This window comes from Devosia ureilytica (assembly GCF_024273195.1).
Lineage (GTDB): Bacteria > Pseudomonadota > Alphaproteobacteria > Rhizobiales > Devosiaceae > Devosia > Devosia ureilytica.
Genome location: NZ_JAMZCU010000006.1, coordinates 182,091 through 203,897 on the forward strand (window position 1 = coordinate 182,091; position 21,807 = coordinate 203,897).

The window sequence follows — 21,807 nt, forward strand, 5'->3', positions numbered from 1 at the left end:
GTAAAAGTGACCACGGCTTGTGGTTCGGAAGCGCGGCAAAACAAAGACTTAGATAGCTTCATGGTTTCAACGAAACGGTGAAGGTATACAGGTTTAGCTCGCCCGGCTGACGCTATGTACGACGACATCGGCGAGGATCGATTTCATCTCGCTCCCGGGCAGTTCGGCCAGTGCCGCAATGGCGGATTTGGCATGGTCCTGCGCCTTGGCCAGGGTCTTGCCCAGGGTGTCGTAGCGATTAAAGATCGCCACCACCTGGTGCACTTCGAGATCGCTCGCTTCGGCATTGCCCAGCGCCGAGGCGATGATGGCGCGTTCGCTATCGGTCGCTGACTGCAGCGCCAGAATGACGGGCAGCGTCATCTTGCCCTCGCGCAGGTCGTCGCCGACATTCTTGCCCAGCGTGCCGGCCTCGCCGCCATAGTCGAGCGCGTCATCGACCAGTTGGAAGGCATTGCCCAGTTCCATGCCATAAAGCGCCAGCGCCTTGCGACCGGCCGCATCGGCACCTCCCGACATGGCGCCCACCTCGCAGGCTGCCTCGAACAGCACGGCCGTCTTGGCGCGGATCACTTCGGCATAATCGGCCTCGGTGGTATCCAGGTCGCCGGTCTTGGAAAGCTGGAACACCTCGCCTTCGGCCATCACTGCCGATGCCGACGACAGGACGCCCAGCGCATCCACGTCGCGGGTTTCCACCATCATCATGAAGGCCTGGCCGAGCAGGAAGTCGCCCACGAGAATGGACGCCTTGTTGCCCCACACCATGCGGGCCGCCGGCTTGCCCCGGCGCATGTCGCTCTCATCCACGACGTCGTCGTGCAGGAGCGTGGCATTGTGCATGAACTCGACCGCCGCAGCGAAATTGATGGCGCTGCCCTGGCCCTTGCCGAACAGGATCGCCGCAGCCACCGTCAACATGGGCCGCAAGCGCTTGCCGCCGCTGTCGATGAGATAGCGGGCCAGTTCTGGCACCATGTCGACATGGCTATTGGCGCGATTAAGGATCAGCGCATTGACGCGAGCCATGTCCTCAGCCGTGGCGGCCATCAGCCGCTCGACCGGGTTCATCGCTGGCGCTTCCTTGATCTGGGGCAGAACTGACACCGCCGTAAAGTCCTTGTTGCCTGAGCTGGCAAATCGGGTTGAGACCGCCATGCGACCCCATGTAAGGTCGCACGAAACCAGCCATCCGGGTGCGATGTCCCTAGACCAGCCTGTCCGCTTTGTAAAACACCAAACCGTCACACGCGATGCCTTTTTGGGCGGGCGGCTCACTCTGTCGCAGCCCCGCACCGGCTTTCGTGCCGGTCTCGACAGCGTGTTGCTCGGCGCGGCGGTGCGCGCGGGCACCAGCCGCCTGCTCGACCTGGGCGCCGGCGTCGGCACCGCGGGCCTTGTGGCACTGGCGCTGGGGCTGGCGGAACAGGCCGATCTGGTTGAGCGCGACCCACCAACACTCGACCTCGCCAGGGCCAATATCGAGGCCAATGGCTTTGCCCGAAGCGCCAACGCCCTGGGCCTCGACATTGCCGCCAAGGCCGCCGAGCGCCGGGCCGCCGGACTGGCCGACAATGCCTATGACGTTGTGATCGCCAATCCCCCGTTTTTCGGCGCCGGGCAGGGCACGCTGGCGCCCGAAGCCAGCCGCGCCGCCGCCCGGCACATGGGCCTCAGCGAGCTCGACCTTTGGGTGCGCCGCGCGGCGGGATCGGCAAGGGCCGGCGGCACGGCGATCTTTGTCTACCCCGCCCATGGCCTTGCGACGCTGCTGGGCGCCTTCGAGCAGCGCTTCGGCGCCATCGTCATCCTGCCGCTCTCGCCGCGTCCGGGCGAAGTCGCCAGCCGTATTCTTGTGCGCGGGATCAAGGGTTCACGCGCGCCACTGACGCTTTTGGCAAGCCGGGCCATGCACGGGACCGAGGGACATGGCTTTGCCCCCGATTTCGACGCCATCTTCCGCGGCGCGGCGGTCCTCGACTGGTAATCCTTGTCCCCACTGCCTAAATGCACCGATGAACAACGGAGTGGACATGACAGAAACGCCCGCCCCCAGGCGCAATTGGCTGAGCCGCGTCATGCGCCGCCCGCCGACCATCCCCGTCGTGCGCCTCCATGGCGTCATTGCCGCCGAGCAACGTCCGGGGCGGCTCAATATCGCTTCGGTCGAGCCGCTGCTGGCCAGGGCCTTCGCGATGAAATCGGCGCCCGTTGTGGCCATCGTCATCAATTCGCCCGGCGGCTCGCCCGTCCAGAGCCGCCTGATTTCCAAGCGCATTCGTGACCTGGCCGATCAGCACCGCAAACCCGTCCTCGTCTTTGTCGAGGATGCGGCTGCCTCCGGCGGCTATTTCATAGCCGTAGCCGGCGACGAAATTCTGGTCGATCCATCCTCCATCGTCGGGTCCATTGGCGTCATCATGGCGACGTTCGGGTTTGTCGGCGCATTGGATAAGCTCGGCATCGAGCGGCGCGTGCATACGGCCGGTCGCAACAAGTCCACGCTCGATCCCTTCCTGCCCGAAAAGGCCGAGGATGTGGACCGCATCAAGCGCTTCGAGCTCGACATCCACCAGGTCTTTATCGATCACGTCAAAGCCGCCCGGGGCAACCGCCTCAAGGCCGATGACGACACCCTGTTCACCGGCGAGTGGTGGACCGGCCTGCGCGGCGTTGAACTCGGCCTCGTCGATGGCATCGGCGATCTCCACGCCACCTTGCGCCAGCGTTTCGGGCCCGACGTGGTACTCAAGACCATCGCGCCAAAGCGCCCGTTCTTTGCCTTGCCCCGGCTGGGATTTTCCGCCCAAGGCGTGGTAGATGACGTCTCCAATTCCCTCGAAGACCGCGCCTGGTGGGCGCGTCTCGGCCTCTAACCCGGATCTGACATGCTGCTGCGCATTCTGATTTTCATTGTCCTCGGCCTGCTGATCTATTTCGGCGTTCGCCGCATCTGGAAGGACTGGTCCGGCAAGTTCAATGCCGACGCCGAAGAGGCAAAGCGCCTCGCCCGCGAGCGCGATCGCGCGGAGCGTCAGCGCCCCGACGTCATCGAATTGAAGCGCGACGACGATGGCACGTTCCGGCCCCGCGACAAGGACGATGCCGACAAGCGGCATTGACCCTTTGGGTCCACCTCTCTAGAGGTTTGACCGCCTTCATACCCAGGACTGTCTGATGACCGCTCGCCCCGCCCATATGGACCCGAAGAACTCGTTCCAGGGTCTGATCCTGACGCTGCAGCAATTCTGGGCCGAGCAGGGCTGTGTCATTCTGCAGCCCTATGACATGCAGATGGGCGCGGGGACCTTTCACACGGCCACAACCCTGCGCGCGCTTGGTCCCAAGCACTGGAAGGCCGCTTATGTGCAGCCCAGCCGTCGCCCGACGGACGGACGCTATGGCGAGAACCCCAATCGGCTGCAGCACTACTACCAGTTCCAGGTGATCCTGAAGCCGTCGCCGGACAATATTCAGCAGCTCTATCTGGATTCGCTGGCCGCCATCGGTCTCGACCAGTCGGTGCACGATATCCGTTTTGTGGAAGATGATTGGGAAAGCCCGACGCTGGGCGCCTGGGGCCTCGGGTGGGAGTGCTGGTGCGACGGCATGGAAGTGAGCCAGTTCACCTATTTCCAGCAGGTCGCCGGCTTTGAATGTTCGCCGGTGCCGGGTGAGATCACCTATGGCCTCGAACGCCTCGCCATGTATGTACAGGGCGTCGAAAACGTCTATGACCTCAACTTCAACGGCCGCGAAGGCGCCGAGCGGGTGAGCTATGGCGACGTGTTCCTGCAGAACGAGCAGGAGCAGTCCAAGTACAATTTCGAGGCCGCTGACACCGAAATCCTGTTTCGCCATTTCGCCGATGCCGAAAAGGAATGCCGCGCCATTCTCGAAAAAGGCGCCGAGGCCAATCGTCAGACCATGGCCATGCCGGCCTATGAACAGGTCATCAAGGCCTCGCACAATTTCAATATGCTCGACGCCCGCGGTGTGATCTCGGTCACCGAGCGGCAGAGCTATATCCTGCGCATCCGCGAATTGGCCAAGGCCTGCGGCGAAGCCTGGCTCCAGACCGCCGGCGGCGGCGCGGAGTAATCTGCCGCCAAGGTCCTTCTGCCTCCCTCCCCACCATGGGGAGGGAGGCGATGGAACTGATCCATCTACACGCTGACTGAGGCGTCCACCTTCACAATGGTCAGCTTGTGGCGCTTGTCGGCGCGGTCGTGCCAGGTAATCGACTGACCGGCCTTGAGCCCGATCAAGGCCGCGCCGATGGGCGTCATCACCGAGATACGCCCTTCAGCAATATCGGCGTCCACTGGATAAACCAGCGTCACAGTCTGCTCCTGCCCCGAATTGGTCTGGTAGGTAACGCGGGCGCCCATGCGCACCACGCCCTCGGGCAGCTTGGCGTCATCAACCACCTTGGCGCGATCAAGCTCCGTCAGCAGAATTTCGGCCAGGTTGGCATTGCGGTCCAGTCCTGCCTCGGCCAGCGCGGTCAGCTTGGCGTGATCGTTCTTGCCCAGGGTCAGGGGTGGGGTGAGGTCGCGACGGATTTCGGTCATTCTTTTTGTCCTTGATGGCGTCCGGCGCGCGCAAACATGCGGCGCTCGTGGATGGTCATGCGATAATGTGGAAATGGGCGCCGACGAAGCACGTGAGCCCTAAACAGGCTCCGGCGTGAGCATGCCTAGGGCGTCTATCCTTCGGGGAGGATGATGCAGCGATGGCTGGGGCGCATATTCATGCTTGAAAGCTAGGGATTGGCTGGCCGAAGTCAAGTGCTTGCCCTCTCCGGCGTTGCAAACAACGGGCCAAACTGCCAGTCTCCGGGCCGAAATCGCTTGAGGGAGCGCACAATGTTCGGTTGGGTCATTCTTGCCCTGGTGGTCGGCATCGCCGGCTATGCCATCGTCATCTACAACAGCCTGGTTTCGAACCGGCAAATGGTGCGCGAGGGCTGGTCGGGCATCGACGTGCAATTGAAGCGCCGCACCGACCTCATCCCCAATCTCATGGAGACGGTGAAGGGCTATATGGTCCATGAGCGCGAAACGCTCGACGCCGTGGTCAATGCCCGCGCCAAGGCCACGAGCGCTGCTTCATCTGGTCCCGCCGCGCGCGCCCAGGCGGAAGGCGAGCTGTCCTCGGCGCTGGGGCGCCTCCTGGCGGTGGCAGAGGCCTATCCCGACCTCAAGGCCAACACCACCTTCCTTGAATTCCAGTCGGCCCTGCAGGGCGTCGAGGACGAAATCCAGATGTCTCGCCGCTACTACAATGGCGCGGTGCGCAACCTCAACATTCAGGTGGAAAGCTTCCCCTCCAACGTCGTCGCCAATGCTTTCAAATTCGAGCAGGCCGAATATTTCGAGCTCGAGAACGAAGCCGACCGCGCCGTGCCGCAGGTGAAGTTTTAGCATTCCGACGGCCATGTCCATCGGCGGTCACCCCGACCAAGGGGCGGGGTGACATCGAGTGTGGGGACGCAAACCAGACATGATCATCACGGGTTTCACGCGGTTACTCGCCATTGTCGTCGCCTCGCTCGCCCTCGCGCTGCCCACCGTGGCGCGCGAGGAAATCCGCGCCTTCGCCAGTGATGTCGAGCTGCGCACCGATGGCTCGGTGGCGGTGCTCGAAACAATTGACGTCAATGCAGAGGGCAGTCAGATCCGGCGCGGCATCTACCGCGATATTCCGGTGACCATGCAGGGCGCCAGCGGCAACAAGATCCGCATCGACCTCGACGTCCAGGCGGTGACCCGCGCTGGCCAGGCCGAAATGTTCCGGGTCGAGCGCATGGGCGATTTCCAGCGCATCTGGATTGGCGATCCCGACGTTCTGATCGGGTTTGGCGTGCATCGCTACACCATCAGCTACACCATGGATCGCATGGCCCGGCCCACCAAGAAGGGCGACGAACTCTATTGGAACGCCACCGGCAATTATTGGGATTTTCCCATTCTGACCTCGGTGGCGCGCGTGCGCCTGCCCGGGGGGGCGGTGCTCAAGGATATTGCCGCCTACACTGGCGTTGTCGGCTCGACCGAAAGGGACGTGGCCATTACCCGCGAAAGCGACACGACCGCCATCTTCCGCACCCAGCGCCCGCTGGCTTCGGGCGAGGGCATGAGTTTTGCAGTCTCGTTCCAGAAGGGCGTCGTTGCCTATCCCGAGGGCATGGCCGCCCTGTTGCAGGCCGCTTCCGACCTGCGCGAAGTCTGGCTACCGGTTCTCGCGGTCATTTTGCTGCTGGTCTACAGCTTTGCCGCCTGGATGCGTGTGGGGCGCGATCCGCCAAAGGGCACGATCATCCCGCTGTTCCATCCGCCGCGCGATTTCTCGCCGGCCCTGACCCACTATGTCAATAAATGGGGCTTTGCCAATTCCGGTTGGACCGCAATGACGGCGGCAATTTTCAATCTCGGGGTCAAGGGCCTCGTCACCATTCGCAATCCCGACAAGACCCTCACCGTCGCCACGACCGGCAGGAAGCCGGACACCAAGCTGCCGGTCGGCGAGCAGGTTCTGTACGGCTATTTCAGCAGCCGCGGCGCGGTCACCTTTGACAAAGCCAATGGCAGGGACCTCGACTCCAAGCGTACTGAGTTTGTCGGCGCCATCGAAAGTGAAAACCGCAAGGTCTGGTTCAACCACAACTGGGGCTTTGCCGGCTTCGGCTTCGTCCTTGCCGCACTGATGATCCTTGGCATGGTGGTGCTCGACGTCCTCGAACCGATCTGGCTGTTCGTGGCCCTGTTCGGCGGGGTTTTTGTGGGCGTCGTCGCCGGGGTGCTGTTCAGCACCATCAAGTCGGGCGGGCTGTTCCAGCGCTTCATGACGATCATCTTTATTGGCGTTTTCGCCTTCAATATGGGCGGCGGGCTGCTGGAAACCTTCACCGGCGTCACCATCAATTCCGCCGCCTTGGCCGCCGGTTCCATGGTGGTGATCTGCGTGATCTTCACCGTGCTCATGCGCGCCCCCACCGTGCAGGGCCGCAAGGTGATGGACGAGATCGACGGTTTCCGGCTCTACCTCGAAACCGCCGAGAAAAACCGGCTCAACATCGTCGATGAGCCACCCATGACCATCGCGCGCTTCGAGCGCATCCTGCCCTATGCCATCGCGCTCGAAGTGGAAAAACCCTGGGCCGAACACTTCGAGGCTGAACTGAAGCGCAATGCCGTCAGCGACGAGCAGGCGAGCTATTCGCCGAGCTGGTATTCGGGCAGCCGCAATTTTTCCTCGGGTGGAATTTCCCGGGCCGTGGCTACCGCTTCGTCCGGCATGGCCGCCGCCATGGTCGCGGCGCAACCGGTGCAGGCCAGCTCTTCCGGCTCAGGCGGCGGTGGTTCATCGGGCGGCGGCGGTGGCGGTGGTGGTGGTGGCGGCTGGTAAGGTCCGTTCCACAATTGTCACAGGCATGCCTGAAATGGCCTTGAGCACGCGCAGATATTGGCGGAATGGCCGCGAGTCGTAGAGCAGCAGCTCGATTGGCCGCCACAGGGCAACCCAGCCGGCAATGATCAGGCCCTCACTGAAAAGGCGCTGGACGAACGCTGGCAGCCAGGCAGTTGCCGAAAACATGCTCGACAGCGCCATGCAGCAGGCCAGAAAACCCAGGCCAAGCCATAGGGCATCGCGTCCGGCATGTAGGGTGCGCCCCAGGGAGCGGGTGACCTCCGTGATGCGCGCCTGGGTGTATCCGGCCAGTGCGTCACCGATACGCTGGCTCAGCTCCGCATGTTCGGGCTGCGGGGGCACTGTAATAGTGATCCGCGCCTGCGCCCGGTCCTGCGGCGGCAGCATCCTGGTCAGCTGTTCAATCCTGTGGACGCCTGAGCTGGTTTCAAACCGGCCGGCCAGCGGATCAGCAAGCGGCGGCGTAAAGAGCTCATCGAGGGTCTCAAGCTCTATCGCAATGGTCGGCGCACCCGCGGTTGACATGGCATCCCCATATGGTTGGGCTTCACAATAGATCGCAGGCGCTCATCTGGCGACTCCGCGCGCCAGCCCCATGGACTTTGGGCCGTTCGGTTGCTAGGCAAACGACGCCTGAAAAGAACCGGTTACCACCATGCCCGAACTGCTGCTTGAACTCTTCTCCGAGGAAATCCCCGCCCGCTTTCAGCGCCGTGCGGCCGAGGACCTCAAGAAGGCTGTCACCAATGCTCTGGTTGATGCAGGTCTGGTCTATGAGGGCGCCAAGGCCTTTGTGACCCCGCGCCGCCTGGCGCTGTCGGTGTCCGGCCTGCCGGCGCGCTCTCCCGATACGCGCGAAGAGAAAAAAGGCCCCAAGCTTGGTGCGCCACAGCCGGCCATCGATGGTTTCCTGCGCGCCGCGGGCCTCTCGTCCATCGACCAGGCCAAGGTGGAAAGCGATCCCAAGAAGGGCGACTTCTATGTGGCAGTGATTGAAAAGCCGGGCGCCGATGCGGTCGACCTGCTTTCGGACATCCTGCCAAAGGTGATGACCGATTTCGGCTGGGCCAAGTCGATGCGCTGGGGCTCGGGGAGCTTCAATTGGGTGCGCCCGCTGCGCGCCATTACCGCCACCTTCGGCACCGAGAACGACGAACCTGTTCAGATTCCGTTCATGATCGCAGGCCTGGAGGCCGGCCAGACAACGTTCGGGCATCGGTTCCTTGCGCCAGACGCCATCCGCGTCAAGCGTTTCGACGACTACCAGATCGCGCTCGAGCGCGCCAAAGTGGTGCTCGACATCGACCGCCGCAAGGATATCATTCGCACCGACGCCGATAATCTCGCGTTCGCCCAAGGACTTAGCGTTATCCATGACGAGGGCCTGCTGGAAGAAGTTGCGGGCCTGGTCGAGTGGCCCAATGTGATGATGGGTTCGTTCGATCCCGAATTCCTCAAGCTGCCCGAGGAAGTCATCATCGCCACCATCCGCGCCAACCAAAAGTGCTTCTGCCTCCGCGATGGCTCCGGGAAGTTGGCTCCCAATTTTATTATCACTGCCAACACTATACCCGCCGACGGCGGTGCCGTTGTAGTAGCTGGCAATGAGCGCGTTATTCGTGCGCGTTTGTCTGATGCGGCCTTTTTCTATCAGGGTGACCTTGCTATTCCGCTGGAGCACGGCCTTCCCAAGCTCGAAGACATGGTGTTCCACGCCAAGCTGGGCACTCAGTTCGCCATGGTCGAACGCCTGGTGCACCTGGCAGCCGAAATCGCCCCCCAGGTGGGCGCCGATGTCGAGATGACCCGCCGCGCCGCCATGCTCGCCAAGGCCGATCTCGTCACCGGCATGGTCGGCGAATTCCCCGAATTGCAAGGCCTCATGGGACGCTACTACGCAACCGCTCAGAAGGAACCGGCGGCCATCGCCCATGCCCTCGAAATGCACTACAAGCCAGTCGGCCCTTCCGACCGCGTGCCGACGGAGCCAGTGTCGATTGCCGTGGCGTTGGCCGACAAGCTCAATGTACTCTCTGGTTTCTGGTCGATCGACGAAAAGCCCACCGGCTCGCGCGACCCATTCGCTCTGCGCCGCGCGGCTCTCGGCGTCATCCGTATCATCACCGAGAATGGGCTGAAATTCCCGCTCAAGGTCGAGCCTGATCTGCTGGCCTTCTTCCATGACCGCCTCAAGGTGACCTTGCGCGACGCCGGCGCCCGCCACGATCTGGTGGACGCGGTTATCGCTTCGGACAGCAACGATATGCTGCAGATCACCCAGCGCGCCGAAGCCCTGTCGAGCCTGCTTGCCAGTGATGATGGCGCCAATCTTTTGGCTGGTTACAAGCGCGCCGCCAATATCCTGGCGGCCGAGGAAAAGAAGGACGGCAAGACCTTTGCCGGCGCTGTCGATCAGGTCGCGCTCAAGCTGCCCGAAGAAACCGCGCTGGCCTTTGCCGTTGACGCCGTCCATGCGGCTGTGGCTGCACATGTCGCCAAGGATGACTACAAGGGCGCCATGGCCGAGCTGGCAACGCTGCGCGCGCCGGTCGATGCCTTTTTCACCGCGGTGCTGGTCAATGACGCCGACCCGGCAGTCCGCGCCAACCGCCTCAATCTGCTGGCGCGCCTGCGCGACACCATGCATCTGGTGGCCGATTTCGGAAAGGTCGCTGGATAAACGAGAGACCTGCCTGCAGCGCCTGCGGGTCTCGCTGTCGTTTCCTGTTCAATCCTGGGGTTCAGCATGAGCGTAGGCCTAATCGCCCTTCTCGACGATGTCGCGGGCCTTGTGAAAGTGGCCGCTGCGTCCCTGGACGACGTTGCGGGCCAGGCGGCCAAGGCGGGGGCCAAGGCTGCCGGCGCGGTTATCGACGATGCCGCTGTGACACCGAATTACGTCCATGGCTTTTCGGCCGAGCGCGAACTGCCCATTGTCGCCAAGATCGCCCGGGGCTCGATCCGCAACAAACTGCTGTTCCTGTTGCCCGCTGCGCTGCTCCTCTCGATATTCGCCCCATGGCTGATTACGCCCCTGCTCATGATCGGCGGGGCCTATCTCTGTTACGAAGGGGCGGAAAAGGTATTTCATCTCGTCGCGCCTCACCAGGCCGAGGTTCATGAAGCCGCGCTCGAGCATACCGCCATCGCGCCCGCTTCGCTTGAGGAGCAGAAGGTTGCCGGCGCCATCAAGACCGATTTCATTCTCTCGGCCGAGATCATGACCATTATCCTGGCTGCGGTGGAGGCTCCCGATTTCTGGACGCGCGCCGCCGTGCTGGCCATGGCGGGCATCGGCATTACCATCCTCGTCTATGGGGCCGTGGCGCTGATCGTCAAAGGCGACGATTTCGGCGTCTGGCTGGCCCGCAATGCGCGCACTAGTGCGGGCCGCGCCACCGGCCGGGGTATTGTCGTTGCCATGCCTGTCCTGATGCAGGCGCTCAGCCTTATCGGCACTGCCGCCATGACCTGGGTCGGCGGCAGCATTGTCGTGCATGGTCTCTACGAATTTGGCCTCGATTGGCCTGAGCATCTCATCGAAGCCGCAGCCCACTGGGCGGAAAGCGCCTTCCCGGCCATCGCTGGCTTTGCCGGATGGTTTGCCACGGCAGGCTTCGATTTCCTCTTCGGCCTGGCGCTCGGCGCTCTGCTCATTCCTGTCGTGGGCTATGTCGTGACGCCGGTATGGAAAGTGATCAAGTCGGCGCTACCGATGCGGCGTGCGGCCTAAACTCGTCACGCTCGAAACGTCGGCTCCAGCGGCCGCTCGCGCTTCGGGCGAGGGGCGTGGCGAGCGTGCAGGTCTCTCAAAGGAACAGATGGCGATCCTGGGTCCCTGTCAGACAGGTGGCGTCAGCCCGGCGACCTTCTTGCCTTTGAACGGCGCCATACCTTCGCGCGCCAATTCGTCGGCGCGCTCATTCAATTCGTCCCCGGCGTGGCCTTTGACCCAATGCCAGGAAATCTCGTGACGTTTCGTCGCCTCATCCAGCGCCTGCCATAGCTCGACATTTTTCACCGGCTTCTTGTCGGCGGTGCGCCAGCCGTTGCGCTTCCAGCCATGAATCCAGCTCTGGACGCCGTTTTTGACATATTGGCTGTCGGTGTGCAGATCCACCGCGCAGGCGCGGGTCAGGGCGTTAAGCGCCTCGATGGCCGCGGTCAATTCCATGCGGTTGTTGGTGGTTAGCGCCTCGCCGCCCTTCAGTTCCTTGCGGTGCGCCCCAAACTGCAGGATAGCCCCCCAGCCGCCCGGACCCGGATTTCCCGAACAGGCGCCGTCGGTGTGGATTGTGACTGAGTCAGACATGGACGGGTAGCCGATAGATATGGAACTGGCATGTGAGCCCGAGATGGTCGACCTCGACATGGGTTTTTTCCATGCCGATTTTCTCGAGGATCGCGAGGGAAGGGGCGTTGCGGACATCGGCCATGCCGATGAAGTGCTCGCCTTTGTTATTGGCGAAGAACCAGTCACGCAATCCCAATGCCGCTTCCTTGGCATAGCCTGCCCCGTGATAGCCCTCGAACAGGGCGTATCCTAGTTCCGGTTCACCGGTGGGGGGATAAATGCCGAAGCCGGCCCGGCCAACAAAGGCGCCGTCGGATTTGCGGGTGAGCCGCAACTTGCCCAATTGCCGGGTCTCGAATAGGTCGATCCAATGGGCGACGGACTTTTCTGCCTGCTCTCGGGTCCATGGGGCGCCGCTCACCGTCAGGTAGCGCGCGACATTGGGGCTGCCGTGCAACGCCACCAGATCATCGAGCTGATCCATGCGCCAGCCTGAGAGAACGAGGCGCTCGGTCTCGAAAAGCTCGAGACCGCTCATCGGGCAGAGTTCGCTTCCAGGTCGCGCAAGACGCGGGGGATGTTGAAGGCAATGTTCTCTTCGGCTGTGGTCTTGGTTTCGACCGTGACCGTATAGCGCTCGGCAAAGGCGTCGATTACCTCCTCCACCAGGCTTTCCGGCGCCGATGCGCCCGCGCTGACGCCCAGCGAGGTGAGGTTGCCATAGAGTGACCAATCAATGTCGCTGGCCCGGTCCACCAGGGTCGCGACCTTGCAGCCACTCCGCAGGGCCACTTCCACCAGCCGCTGTGAATTGGATGAATGGGGCGAGCCCACCACAATCATCGCATCGACCAGCGGCGCCACCGCCTTGATTGATTCCTGCCGATTAGTGGTTGCGTAGCAGATGTCTTCCTTGTGTGGGCCATTGATGGCGGGGAAGCGGGCACGCAGGGCAGCCACGATTTCGCGCGTGTCGTCGACCGACAGTGTTGTCTGGGTCACGAAGGCCAGCGTTTCTGGATCTTTTGGGTTGAACGCATTGGCGTCAGCCACTGTCTCGATCAGTGTCACCGCGCCCACCGGTAGCTGGCCCATGGTGCCGATCACTTCGGGGTGACCGGCATGACCGATCAGCACGATTTCATGGCCTTCCTCGAAATGGCGCGAGGCTTCCACATGGACCTTTGAGACCAGTGGGCAGGTCGCATCGAGGAAAAACATGTTGCGGCTCTTGGCATCGGCCGGCACGCTTTTGGGCACGCCATGGGCAGAGAACACAACGGGCGCCTCGGTCTCGGGGATTTCGTCGAGTTCTTCAACAAACACGGCGCCCTTGGCCTTGAGCCCTTCCACCACATATTTGTTATGCACGATGGCGTGGCGCACATAGACCGGCGCGCCATATTTCTGGAGCGCCAGCTCCACGATCTGTATCGCGCGGTCAACGCCAGCGCAGAATCCGCGCGGTGCGCAGAGCAGAATGTCGAGATGCGGCCTTTTTTCCATGCAGATCAGATGCTTTCGTCGCCCCTGCAAGTCAAGTCCTGTTGCAGCCGGGGCAGGGCATGGGCAATATGCAAGTGATAGTATGACCAGGACGGTTCCAGGTGAGTTTGGCGCAGGAAATGTTTGCGATTGCCCCAGCCATGGGGAAGGCGAACCTGAGCGCTGGCCAATTGAAGCTGCTTACCGGCAAGGCGCGATGGATCTTTCGAGTCGGCGAAGCTGGTTTCCCGACAGTGCCGACTATCGCCATCACCCGCGCCGCCTGGGAGGAGTTGCAGTCGGAACGGTCGCGGCAGGACACGCGATTGCGCACCCATTGGGTGGCCTGCCTCTATAAGCTCGTCGCCAAGGACGGCAATCCGCCTCAACTGGTCGTGCGCACCTCCGCATCGGCGCACAATAGTGGTCTGGCACCAGCGCGGCTGGGTATTGCTGCTCCCACCGCCCCCGAAGACGCGGTCGACCCCAGCCGCCCGCTGGCCAAGGCGATCAAGCAGGCCTTTGAGAGTTATGGCTTTTTCGGGCGCGGCTGGACCGGCCCGCGCCACGAGGACGACCGCGGTCGCCAGATTGTGCTAGTACAGGCGCGCATGGACGGCGAAATTGAGCAGTTCCTGACGCGCAATGCGACCACCGGGAGTTTGGGGCCGGCGCCCCTCAATGGCAGCCCTTTGCCGCGCCTGCCCGAGGGTGTCGGCGCACTGATCGAATTGCTCGATGCCAAGGCCGGACGGCACATGGCTTGCCTCGTCGCGATCAACAAGAAACAGGTGACCTTCCTCTCCGCGCGCCCCGTGCAGGCCGGCGCCGGGGCCGAGTTGGAAGCGGCCGTGGACCGCGTCGAGCGCAAGATATGGACGCCGCACAATGCGGTCAGTCGCGTCGATGCCAGCCGGTTGGCGTTGATGCTGCATCCGCGGCTGAAGTCCCCCGAGGAGGTGACGCCGATAGCCATGGGGCTCGGAGTCTCGCCGGGCGCTGCCAGCGGCATCATCACCTTCAGCGCCGACGACGCGGCGCGGCTGCGCGCCCGGGGCAAGCATTGCATTCTCGTGGTCAACGAAACCGGCCCCGCCGATATCGAGGGCATGAAGGCGGCCACGGGCATTCTCACCGCACGGGGCGGCATGTCGAGCCACGCGGGCGTCATCGCCCGCATCACCGGCAAGCCCTGTGTCGCCGGCGTGCGTAGCCTGACTGTGGATACGCTGGAAATGGTGTGCCGCATCGGTGATCGCGAGTTCCGCGCCGGCGATCGGTTGACCATCGATGGCACCGATGGCGCGGTGTATCTGGGCAATCTGCCGTTGGCGCAGCCGCAGATCGGCGGTGCCATCAGCAAGCTCCTGAGCTGGTCTGATGCCAGCCGCAGAATTGCCGTGCGCACAAATGTGGAGACGGTCGAATCGGCGCAGACGGCACTGAGTTTTGGAGCCGAGGGCATTGGCCTGGCGCGCTCCGAACACATGTTCTTTTCGCCCGAGCGCATGGTGGCGCTGCGGCGCATGATCCTCTCCGAGGACGAGGATGCGCGCTCCCGGGCGTTGGCCGGGTTGGTGGACTTCCAAACCGGCGACTATTCGGCGCTGTTCTCGGCCATGCGGGGATTGCCGGTCACGGTACGCCTGTTCGATCCCCCCCTGCACGAATTCCTGCCACGCACCGACGAGGAAATCGAAGATACCGCAGCGTCGCTCGGCGTCGCCGTGAGGGCGCTTCGCCTGCGACTTGAACGCATTGCCGAGATCAATCCCATGCTTGGGCACCGCGGCGTGCGCCTTGCCATCACCTATCCCGAAATCCTGCAGATGCAGATGCAGGCGGTGCTTGCCGGTGCCCGCGCCGCCAGTGAGCGGCAGGCCGAACCAGTCGTTATTGAGGTCATGGTGCCTTTCGTTTCGACGGCAACGGAAGTCTCCTGGGTCCGCGAGCGGGTATTTGCCATGCTCGAGAATTCCGGGCTCACTCGTTCGGACCGTGTGCGGTTCTCCTTCGGCACCATGATTGAATTGCCACGCGCCTGCCTGCGCGCTGGGGACATTGCCTCGATGGTGGATTTCATCTCGTTTGGCACAAATGATCTGACCCAGACCACCTTTGGTATTTCGCGAGACGACGCGCCTGCATTCCTCGCCGCCTACCATCGCAAGGGCGTCTATGAGCGCGATCCCTTCGTCACCATCGACGAGAAGGGCGTGGGCGAAATGATCACCATTGCCATCGCACGGGGCAAGGCAGCCAATCCCCGCCTCAAGATCGGCATTTGCGGCGAACATGCCGGCGATCCTACCTCGCTGCAGTTCTTTGCCGGCCTGGGCGTCGACTATGTCAGCTGCTCACCCTATCGTGTTCCGGTTGCCCGGCTGACCTTGGCCCAGGCGTCCGCTTAAATAGATGGCGTTCCGTACCTATATCGGAATGGCGGAAGAACCAGCCGGCAAGAAGCCGGGACCTTGGGAAGGGGCATTGCGTTCGTGAAAAGACTTATTTTCCTCCTGGCATTGCCTGTGCTCCTCGTGTTGGGTTTGCCGGCCGCCGCGCAATCGGGCGCACAATGCGCCACCATCGACGATGATACCGAGCGCCTGACCTGCTACGACGACCTGTTCAGAACCGGCACTCCGGTGGGCACTGAAGGACCCAGTGTCGTCCTCCAGTCCGAGCAGCTCATCCCGGCGCGTCCCAGCGGCAGGGCGCCGGCGACCATCACGGTCTATTGTGAGGCCGACATGCTCAAGGTCGCTTTCGGCTTTGCCGGCAATTCGATGTCGGCGCTGGGCCGAGATACCGGCATAACCCTGCAATATGACCTGGCACGGGCCCGAAGCTCCACCTTGCCCGTCAATGAGGATAATACGGCCATTCTCATCGACAATACGGCCGACGCACGGACCTTTCTCGATGGGCTGATCGGGGCCACCAATCTGACGGTGCGCGTCACCCCGGCCAGCACGCGGTCGCTGTCGGTCCGCTTCCGGGTCGCATCCTTTGCCGATGAAGTGGCTCCAGTGATCGCCGCCTGCGGGCAGTAGAACACTGCGTCCACCTGCCGCACCGCGGCTGTGGAACCGCCCCAACCCCGCCACATCCGCGCCTTTTGGGCGCCCTGAAGCCCATTTACCCAGCGCTAACCTTAATAACCGATCATCATGACCGTCGGCATTTGAGCGTCACATTTGCCGAGCGTAGTTCGTGTTGCGTAGCGTTGAGTATTATTTATGGTCCTTTCCCACCGGCCAGTGGTGCGTTCGCGCCCGGTCAGAGCGGTTAGCCGAGGCATTGTCCTCGCCAGGACGCTGGCGATGGCAATCGTGGCTCCCCTTGCCTATGTCGGCCTTGCCGGCGCGGCTTTCGGTCCCGGCTCGGCCCCCTTGGGGACGATGGGCCTGCCTGGCAGCCAGGTTCAGCCCGTTGCAATCGCCCAGGCGAACCTGAGCTATTCAGGCATCGACCCGGTCATTACCGGCAATGTCGATCATCTCTTCGACAGCGTTAGCTTCACCGGTCCCAATCGCGCCGCCAAGACCGACCGTGTGCGTCCGGCGGTGGATGCGCTGGCCATTTCCAAAAGCTTCGAAGAAGCGCGGCTGCAGATCGCGGCTCTGCGCGCTCCCGCGGATCCGGCGGCACTGGGTCAATCGAGCTTCGCCCAGGCGGATGCGGCCCCCAATGAGGCCGGCCCGCGCATGTCGGTTGCCGCACTGCATCCCAATGCGGCAGCGGCACTGGATGCTATTGCCGGCATTGCGCCCAAATCCGACGAGACACTTTCGGGCGTGACTCTGCCCGAGGCCGTCCCCGAGCAACTCGCCTACGCTCGCGCCACTACGCCTGCAATCGGCAGTGCCGCCAGGGGCGACGCGATGGAAGTGTCCGACAAGGAACTGTGGTGCCTGGCAACCGCAATCTATTTCGAGGCGCGCGGCGAGACCTATCGCGGTCAGGTGGGTGTGGCGCAGGTCGTGCTCAACCGGGTCAAGGATCATCGCTATCCCGACACGATCTGCGGCGTAGTGTTCCAGAACCAGAACCGTCGCAACTCCTGCCAGTTCTCATTCGCCTGCGACGGCATTCCCGAAACTGTCACCGAGCGAGAGCCTTGGGTCCAGGCCGAGGAAATCGCTTCAAAGGTGACAGCCGGCGAGCTTTATCTGACGGAAGTGGGCGAAGCGACGCATTATCACGCTACTTATGTGCGGCCCGCCTGGGCACCGCGCATGACCAAGCTCACCCAGATCGGGCTGCATGTTTTCTACAAGTTCAAGTCGGGCTGGCTGTTCGGATAACCCGTTTGCAGTCCGATAGTGCATTTGTGCATATGACTTCGTCGGCTTTCTGCAATTTCGTTTGAATTGGTTTCGTGGTCTTTTTAGGCGAGAAGACCACGGAGACCTTCATGTCGAGTAGCACCAGCACCACCGGGAATCGGCTTTCCCTGGCTGCATTGATTGTCCTCGGGCTTTTGCCACTCCTGCCGGCAATCGGACGCATGGTGCTACGCTTTGCCGATGTGGAAGTGCCGCCCGAAGTGGTTGCCGATACGGCCCGCTTTTTCACCATGCCCGTGCCGGTGGTGCTGCATATCGTCGGCGGTTGCCTGTTCAGCCTGCTTGGTGCACTGCAATTCTCGCCCGCGCTGCGGCGGCACTCCTGGCACCGGATGTCCGGACGGATTCTGGTGGTGTCGGGGTTGGTTGCGGCGCTGTCGGCCCTTTGGCTCACCCAGTTCTATCAGCATCCGCCCAGCGAAGGCCCGTTGCTCTACTGGTTCCGCATCCTTGCCGGGTCTGCAATGGTGTTCTTTCTGCTGCGCGGCTTCCTGGCGGCAAGGGCGCGGCGGTTTGATCGGCATATGGCCCATATGACGCGCGCCTACGCAGTTGGACTGGGCGCCAGCACACAGATGCTAATCGGCATACCCTGGCTGCTGCTTTTCGGCGAGCCATCTCCCATTGTGGGCGATTTGCTCCTGGCCATGGGCTGGGTCATCAACCTGGCAGTGGCGCAATGGGCGCTGGGGCGGCGCCAAGGGCATCGCCTCCGGGCGCTACCGGCCACCGCCTGAGTTGAACTCAGTAGCCGACGGTGCGCCCGGTCAATCTCAGGACTGAATTGCCGGAACGGCTCGAAAAGTTGAACCAGCTGCCGTTGCTCCAGAACCGCATCCAATTGGCGCGATTTGGAGCGACTTCGGTGACGTCGACGCCTGGATAGAGAACGTGTTTTGAGGTGAGGCCATCGGTGGAATAGGTGCCGGTTGCAGTGGTGGAGATGCTGACATAGCTCACCCTGCCGCCTTCGATCTTCTTGACCGTGGCGCTGGACAGCGGGTCCGTAGAGACCCAGTCCGCATAGTCGACCTCGTAGTCGCGTCCTTCGAACTTGACGAGCTTATCGGTGTCGAAGCCGGCCGGCATCTCGTCGGCGATGGCTTGAAGCACGAAGCCGGGTCCAATGGCAGCGATGGTAGTCGCGCAAACGGCGCCAAGGGTCATGCCCATCAGCATATGGCGAGTCGGCAGGTTCATGGCGGACGTCCCGTTCTGTTCCAATTCGGCACAGGTGCCTTAACGGATCAGTAACCATGATTGTTCGATTGCGGAACGGCTAAATCACCTTAGGGTTAATCTGCACAGGCGTTCTCAGGCGTGCGGGATGGAGCCGCTAATGGTTTCAAACGCTTCGATAAAACGCTCATGCGCCTGCTGCGTGGGCCAAGGACGGATGAGCCGGTCAAAAGCATCGACGTCAAACGCTGACTGTCCCGGTTCGCCAAATAGGCGTCGCGCTTCGCTCGGATCAAAACCGGCCAGATGCGTCGCCTCGAAAAAAGCGGCCTCGCGGTCGGCTTTCTTGATCAGCTTGGCCAGTGCCGCCGTCATCGTGGCCGGCAGCGAAAAGCGCAGGAAAATGGCCGACAGCAGGCGGTTCTCGACATCCTTGTAATTGCCGCCCATTGCCGCCTTGAACGGGGAGATGATGTCGCCCATCACATATTCGGGGGCGTCGTGGAGCAACGCCTGTAGCCGGGCCGCCGCGCTGGCGTCGGGGTTGGACGCGCGAAACAGCTCAAGCACCAGCACAGAATGTTGGGCCACCGAGAACGGATAGTCGCCCTGCGTCTGCCCGTTCCAGCGAGCAACGCGCGCCAGCCCATGGGCGATGTCGGACAGCTCCACATCGACGGGGGACGGATCAAGAATATCAAGACGGCGACCAGACAGCATACGCTGCCAGGCGCGGGCACTTTGGCGGGACATCGGCAATCAGACGGGCTAGCGAACTGTTGTCACCAGCAATAGTCCGATTCGAGACAGTTCAGTCACTCGTCTTCTGCAATCACTTCGCCCAGACGGTATGTCGCCCAAACAGGCAAAGCGATATCGACCGGCTTGCCACCGACTGTCACCGCCGCCGGATCCGTGATCCGGTCAAGGCGCACGCTGGCAAGCGCAGTTCCGTCTACCACCTGTCCGACGATACCGGCCTCGCGCCCGCCGGCCATCACAGCACTACCCGCAGGCGCGTCAATGCCGGAGAGGATCACCGGGCGTCGGCGGGCCGTACCGCGATGCTTCATGCGCGAGACGACTTCCTGTCCCACATAGCAACCCTTGGCAAAATCGATGCCCTCGAGAATGTCTAGGCCAATATCATGGGCGAAAGCATCATTGGCCGGGAAGTCGTTGCCCTGATGCATAATGCCCGCGCCAATGCGTTCGCGATGGTATGGCGCGTCGTCCTGAACCCATTCGTCAGTTGCGTCCACCGGCGATATCGCCCGCCATCCCATGTTGATTGGCCCCAACCGATCTGCGTGGCGAATACCATCGGGTTCCGCATCCTGCGCAAAACCGACACGATGGGACTCACGCAAATCGTCGATCACCACCTGCGCTCGCAGGCGATACATCTTCATCCGCTTGAAGAAATCGTCGGCCACCGATTGGTGCACGTCGAGCCAGAGCGCGCCTTCTGCATGTCCCGCCAAGCCCTCGGCCAGAATCTTGCCTTGCGGCGATAGAAGAGCCCAAGCGGCAGCCTTTTCCCCATCGCCGTTTCCGGCGCTGGGAATTTCGCCCGTGACCACATCGTTGAGCAGGCGGTGCGCATCGGGACCGGAAAACCGGAACAGCGCGCGGTCGGGGCGCAGATGAATGGTCATGGTGGCTTGCCTCGTCGGACGCCCATGCTAAACCGGCCATGAGAGATGACCAGCAGCGGGACCCGAGACATGGCGCAGTATGATACGATTTTCAAGAACGCCACCGTGGTCAATCAGGACGGCGAAGGTCTCGCAGACATTGCGGTGACCGGAGGCAAGATCGTCGCGCTGGGCCGAATCGACGGTAGTGCAGCCGAAGTCGTCGATTGCAAAGGCCTGCACATCCTGCCCGGCGTCATCGACACCCAGGTGCATTTCCGCGAGCCGGGCCTGACCCACAAGGAAGACCTCGAGAGCGGTTCGCTCGGCGCAGTCATGGGCGGCGTTACGGGTGTGTTTGAAATGCCAAATACCAATCCGCTGACCACCACCCGCGAAACCTTTGAGGCCAAAATCGCCGCGGGCACCAACCGCATGCACTGCGATTTCGCCTTCTATATCGGCGGAACCCACGAGAATGTGGACGAGCTGCCTATGCTCGAAAAGCTGCCCGGTTGTGCGGGCGTAAAGGTGTTCATGGGCTCGTCCACCGGCTCGCTGCTGGTGCAGGACGACGCCGGCGTGGAAGCCATTCTTCGGGCCATTTCCCGACGCGCTGCATTCCACTCCGAGGACGAATATATGCTCGAGGAGCGCAAGCATCTGCGCGTTCCCGGCGATCCGTCCAGCCACCCAGTCTGGCGCTCGCCGGAAGTGGCGATGAGTTGTACCACGCGGCTGGTCAACCTCGCGCGCAAGACCGGCAAGCGCATCCACGTGCTGCATATCTCGACCAAGGAAGAGATCGTCTATCTCGCCGATCACAAGGATGTAGCCAGCGTCGAGGTGACGCCACATCACCTGACACTCGACGAAACGGCCTATACCCGCCTGGGCACCTATGCCCAGATGAACCCGCCAGTGCGCGACAAGTCGCACCGGGAAGGTATCTGGAAGGGCGTGGCCAATGGTGTCGCCGATATCCTCGGCTCAGACCACGCGCCCCATACGCGGGAGGAAAAGGACCATGCCTATCCGGCCAGTCATTCAGGCATGACCGGGGTGCAGACGCTGGTGCCGACCATGCTCGACCACGTCAATGCCGGGAACCTGTCGCTGCAGCGCTTTGTCGATATGACCAGCCACGGCCCCAATCGCCTGTTCGGGATTGCAGGCAAGGGCCGTATCGCCGTCGGTTATGATGCCGACCTCACCATTGTCGATATGAAACGGCGCGAGACCATTACCAATGAGTGGATCAGGAGCCGCGCCGGCTGGACGCCCTATGATGGCGTGACCGTCACTGGCTGGCCGGTTGGCACCATTGTGCGCGGCAACACGGTAATGTGGCAGGGCGAACTGGTGACCCCGAGCCAGGGTCAGCCGATGCGCTTCCTGGAATCGCTGGCGGGGTAGGGGCAGGCAGCGA

21 protein-coding genes and 1 pseudogene are annotated in these 21,807 nt (G+C 62.5%); 13 read left to right on the forward strand and 9 right to left on the reverse strand.

The features are described 5' to 3' along the window. Nucleotides 1–93 precede the first annotated feature (93 nt). Nucleotides 94–1,158, reverse strand: coding sequence for a polyprenyl synthetase family protein (locus NIM87_RS15925; protein WP_408640084.1), 1,065 nt, complete (start codon nucleotides 1,156–1,158; stop codon nucleotides 94–96). Here NIM87_RS15925 and NIM87_RS15930 point away from each other — a divergent pair. The 4 genes from NIM87_RS15930 to NIM87_RS15945 all read left to right on the forward strand — a co-directional run bounded on the left by NIM87_RS15930 (nucleotide 1,157) and on the right by NIM87_RS15945 (nucleotide 4,101). Next, entirely contained in the window at nucleotides 1,157–1,987 is an 831-nt protein-coding gene (locus tag NIM87_RS15930; protein WP_254675686.1) for a tRNA1(Val) (adenine(37)-N6)-methyltransferase, read from the forward strand. The genes NIM87_RS15925 and NIM87_RS15930 overlap by 2 nt on opposite strands. Before the next feature lie 46 nt (nucleotides 1,988–2,033). Next, nucleotides 2,034–2,876: a S49 family peptidase gene (locus NIM87_RS15935; RefSeq protein WP_254675687.1), complete on the forward strand. Its 843-nt coding sequence runs from the start codon at nucleotides 2,034–2,036 to the stop codon at nucleotides 2,874–2,876. 12 nt (nucleotides 2,877–2,888) lie between these two features. Then, a complete protein-coding gene (locus NIM87_RS15940; protein WP_254675688.1) occupies nucleotides 2,889–3,122 on the forward strand; it encodes a hypothetical protein in 234 nt (77 codons plus the stop codon). Nucleotides 3,123–3,198: 76 nt separating this feature from the next. After that, nucleotides 3,199–4,101, forward strand: coding sequence for a glycine--tRNA ligase subunit alpha (locus tag NIM87_RS15945; protein ID WP_254675764.1), 903 nt, complete (start codon nucleotides 3,199–3,201; stop codon nucleotides 4,099–4,101). Between the two features lie 65 nt (nucleotides 4,102–4,166). On the opposite strand, the gene rnk is transcribed toward NIM87_RS15945, so the two are convergent. Then, entirely contained in the window at nucleotides 4,167–4,574 is a 408-nt protein-coding gene (gene rnk, locus NIM87_RS15950; RefSeq protein ID WP_254675689.1) for a nucleoside diphosphate kinase regulator, read from the reverse strand. Between the two features lie 294 nt (nucleotides 4,575–4,868). On the opposite strand from rnk, the gene NIM87_RS15955 reads away from it, so the two are divergent. Further along, nucleotides 4,869–5,426, forward strand: a complete 558-nt coding sequence (locus NIM87_RS15955; protein WP_254675690.1) for a LemA family protein — start codon at nucleotides 4,869–4,871, stop codon at nucleotides 5,424–5,426. 79 nt (nucleotides 5,427–5,505) lie between these two features. After that, nucleotides 5,506–7,410: a DUF2207 domain-containing protein gene (locus tag NIM87_RS15960; protein WP_254675691.1), complete on the forward strand. Its 1,905-nt coding sequence runs from the start codon at nucleotides 5,506–5,508 to the stop codon at nucleotides 7,408–7,410. Here the strand turns inward: NIM87_RS15960 and NIM87_RS15965 are convergent. Next, complete coding sequence (locus tag NIM87_RS15965; RefSeq protein WP_254675692.1) at nucleotides 7,366–7,959, reverse strand: hypothetical protein; 594 nt, start codon at nucleotides 7,957–7,959, stop codon at nucleotides 7,366–7,368. The two genes, NIM87_RS15960 and NIM87_RS15965, sit on opposite strands and share 45 nt — an antisense overlap. A 130-nt stretch (nucleotides 7,960–8,089) precedes the next feature. Here NIM87_RS15965 and glyS point away from each other — a divergent pair, with 130 nt between their 5' ends. After that, the gene (glyS, locus tag NIM87_RS15970; protein ID WP_254675693.1) at nucleotides 8,090–10,114 is read left to right on the forward strand and encodes a glycine--tRNA ligase subunit beta; all 2,025 of its coding nucleotides are present in this window, start codon (nucleotides 8,090–8,092) and stop codon (nucleotides 10,112–10,114) included. A gap of 66 nt (nucleotides 10,115–10,180) precedes the next feature. Then, complete coding sequence (locus NIM87_RS15975) at nucleotides 10,181–11,167, forward strand: DUF808 domain-containing protein (protein ID WP_254675694.1); 987 nt, start codon at nucleotides 10,181–10,183, stop codon at nucleotides 11,165–11,167. A 108-nt stretch (nucleotides 11,168–11,275) separates the two neighbouring features. On the opposite strand, the gene rnhA is transcribed toward NIM87_RS15975, so the two are convergent. Genes rnhA through ispH form a run of 3 tightly spaced genes read right to left on the reverse strand, consistent with a single transcriptional unit; the run spans nucleotide 11,276 to nucleotide 13,234 of the window. Beyond that, nucleotides 11,276–11,746 carry a ribonuclease HI gene (gene rnhA, locus NIM87_RS15980; protein ID WP_254675695.1) on the reverse strand — a complete coding sequence of 157 codons (471 nt, stop codon included), beginning with the start codon at nucleotides 11,744–11,746 and terminating at the stop codon, nucleotides 11,276–11,278. Beyond that, complete coding sequence (locus NIM87_RS15985) at nucleotides 11,739–12,266, reverse strand: GNAT family N-acetyltransferase (RefSeq protein ID WP_254675696.1); 528 nt, start codon at nucleotides 12,264–12,266, stop codon at nucleotides 11,739–11,741. Before NIM87_RS15985 ends, rnhA begins: the two co-directional genes overlap by 8 nt. Next, entirely contained in the window at nucleotides 12,263–13,234 is a 972-nt protein-coding gene (ispH, locus tag NIM87_RS15990; RefSeq protein WP_254675697.1) for a 4-hydroxy-3-methylbut-2-enyl diphosphate reductase, read from the reverse strand. The genes NIM87_RS15985 and ispH overlap by 4 nt, the downstream gene beginning before the upstream one ends. 119 nt (nucleotides 13,235–13,353) lie before the next feature. On the opposite strand from ispH, the gene NIM87_RS15995 reads away from it, so the two are divergent. The 4 genes and pseudogenes from NIM87_RS15995 to NIM87_RS16010 all read left to right on the forward strand — a co-directional run bounded on the left by NIM87_RS15995 (nucleotide 13,354) and on the right by NIM87_RS16010 (nucleotide 18,299). After that, entirely contained in the window at nucleotides 13,354–15,624 is a 2,271-nt protein-coding gene (locus tag NIM87_RS15995) for a putative PEP-binding protein (RefSeq protein ID WP_254675698.1), read from the forward strand. An 84-nt stretch (nucleotides 15,625–15,708) separates the two neighbouring features. Further along, nucleotides 15,709–16,266, forward strand: coding sequence for a hypothetical protein (locus NIM87_RS16000; RefSeq protein WP_254675699.1), 558 nt, complete (start codon nucleotides 15,709–15,711; stop codon nucleotides 16,264–16,266). Nucleotides 16,267–17,106: 840 nt separating this feature from the next. After that, nucleotides 17,107–17,520 (forward strand): annotated as a pseudogene (locus tag NIM87_RS16005) (cell wall hydrolase); the annotation flags it as partial. A 110-nt stretch (nucleotides 17,521–17,630) separates the two neighbouring features. Next, nucleotides 17,631–18,299: a DUF2306 domain-containing protein gene (locus tag NIM87_RS16010; RefSeq protein WP_254675700.1), complete on the forward strand. Its 669-nt coding sequence runs from the start codon at nucleotides 17,631–17,633 to the stop codon at nucleotides 18,297–18,299. Between the two features lie 7 nt (nucleotides 18,300–18,306). On the opposite strand, the gene NIM87_RS16015 is transcribed toward NIM87_RS16010, so the two are convergent. From NIM87_RS16015 to ygfZ, 3 genes are all read right to left on the reverse strand, one after another. Next, entirely contained in the window at nucleotides 18,307–18,762 is a 456-nt protein-coding gene (locus NIM87_RS16015) for a hypothetical protein (protein ID WP_254675701.1), read from the reverse strand. A gap of 114 nt (nucleotides 18,763–18,876) precedes the next feature. Further along, a complete protein-coding gene (locus NIM87_RS16020) occupies nucleotides 18,877–19,494 on the reverse strand; it encodes an HD family hydrolase (protein ID WP_254675702.1) in 618 nt (205 codons plus the stop codon). Nucleotides 19,495–19,556: 62 nt separating this feature from the next. Continuing rightward, nucleotides 19,557–20,399 (reverse strand): CAF17-like 4Fe-4S cluster assembly/insertion protein YgfZ, encoded by an 843-nt coding sequence (gene ygfZ, locus NIM87_RS16025; protein WP_254675703.1) that lies wholly within the window; start codon nucleotides 20,397–20,399, stop codon nucleotides 19,557–19,559. Nucleotides 20,400–20,468: 69 nt separating this feature from the next. On the opposite strand from ygfZ, the gene NIM87_RS16030 reads away from it, so the two are divergent. Further along, the gene (locus tag NIM87_RS16030; protein WP_254675704.1) at nucleotides 20,469–21,794 is read left to right on the forward strand and encodes a dihydroorotase; all 1,326 of its coding nucleotides are present in this window, start codon (nucleotides 20,469–20,471) and stop codon (nucleotides 21,792–21,794) included. Nucleotides 21,795–21,807: the final 13 nt, after the last annotated feature.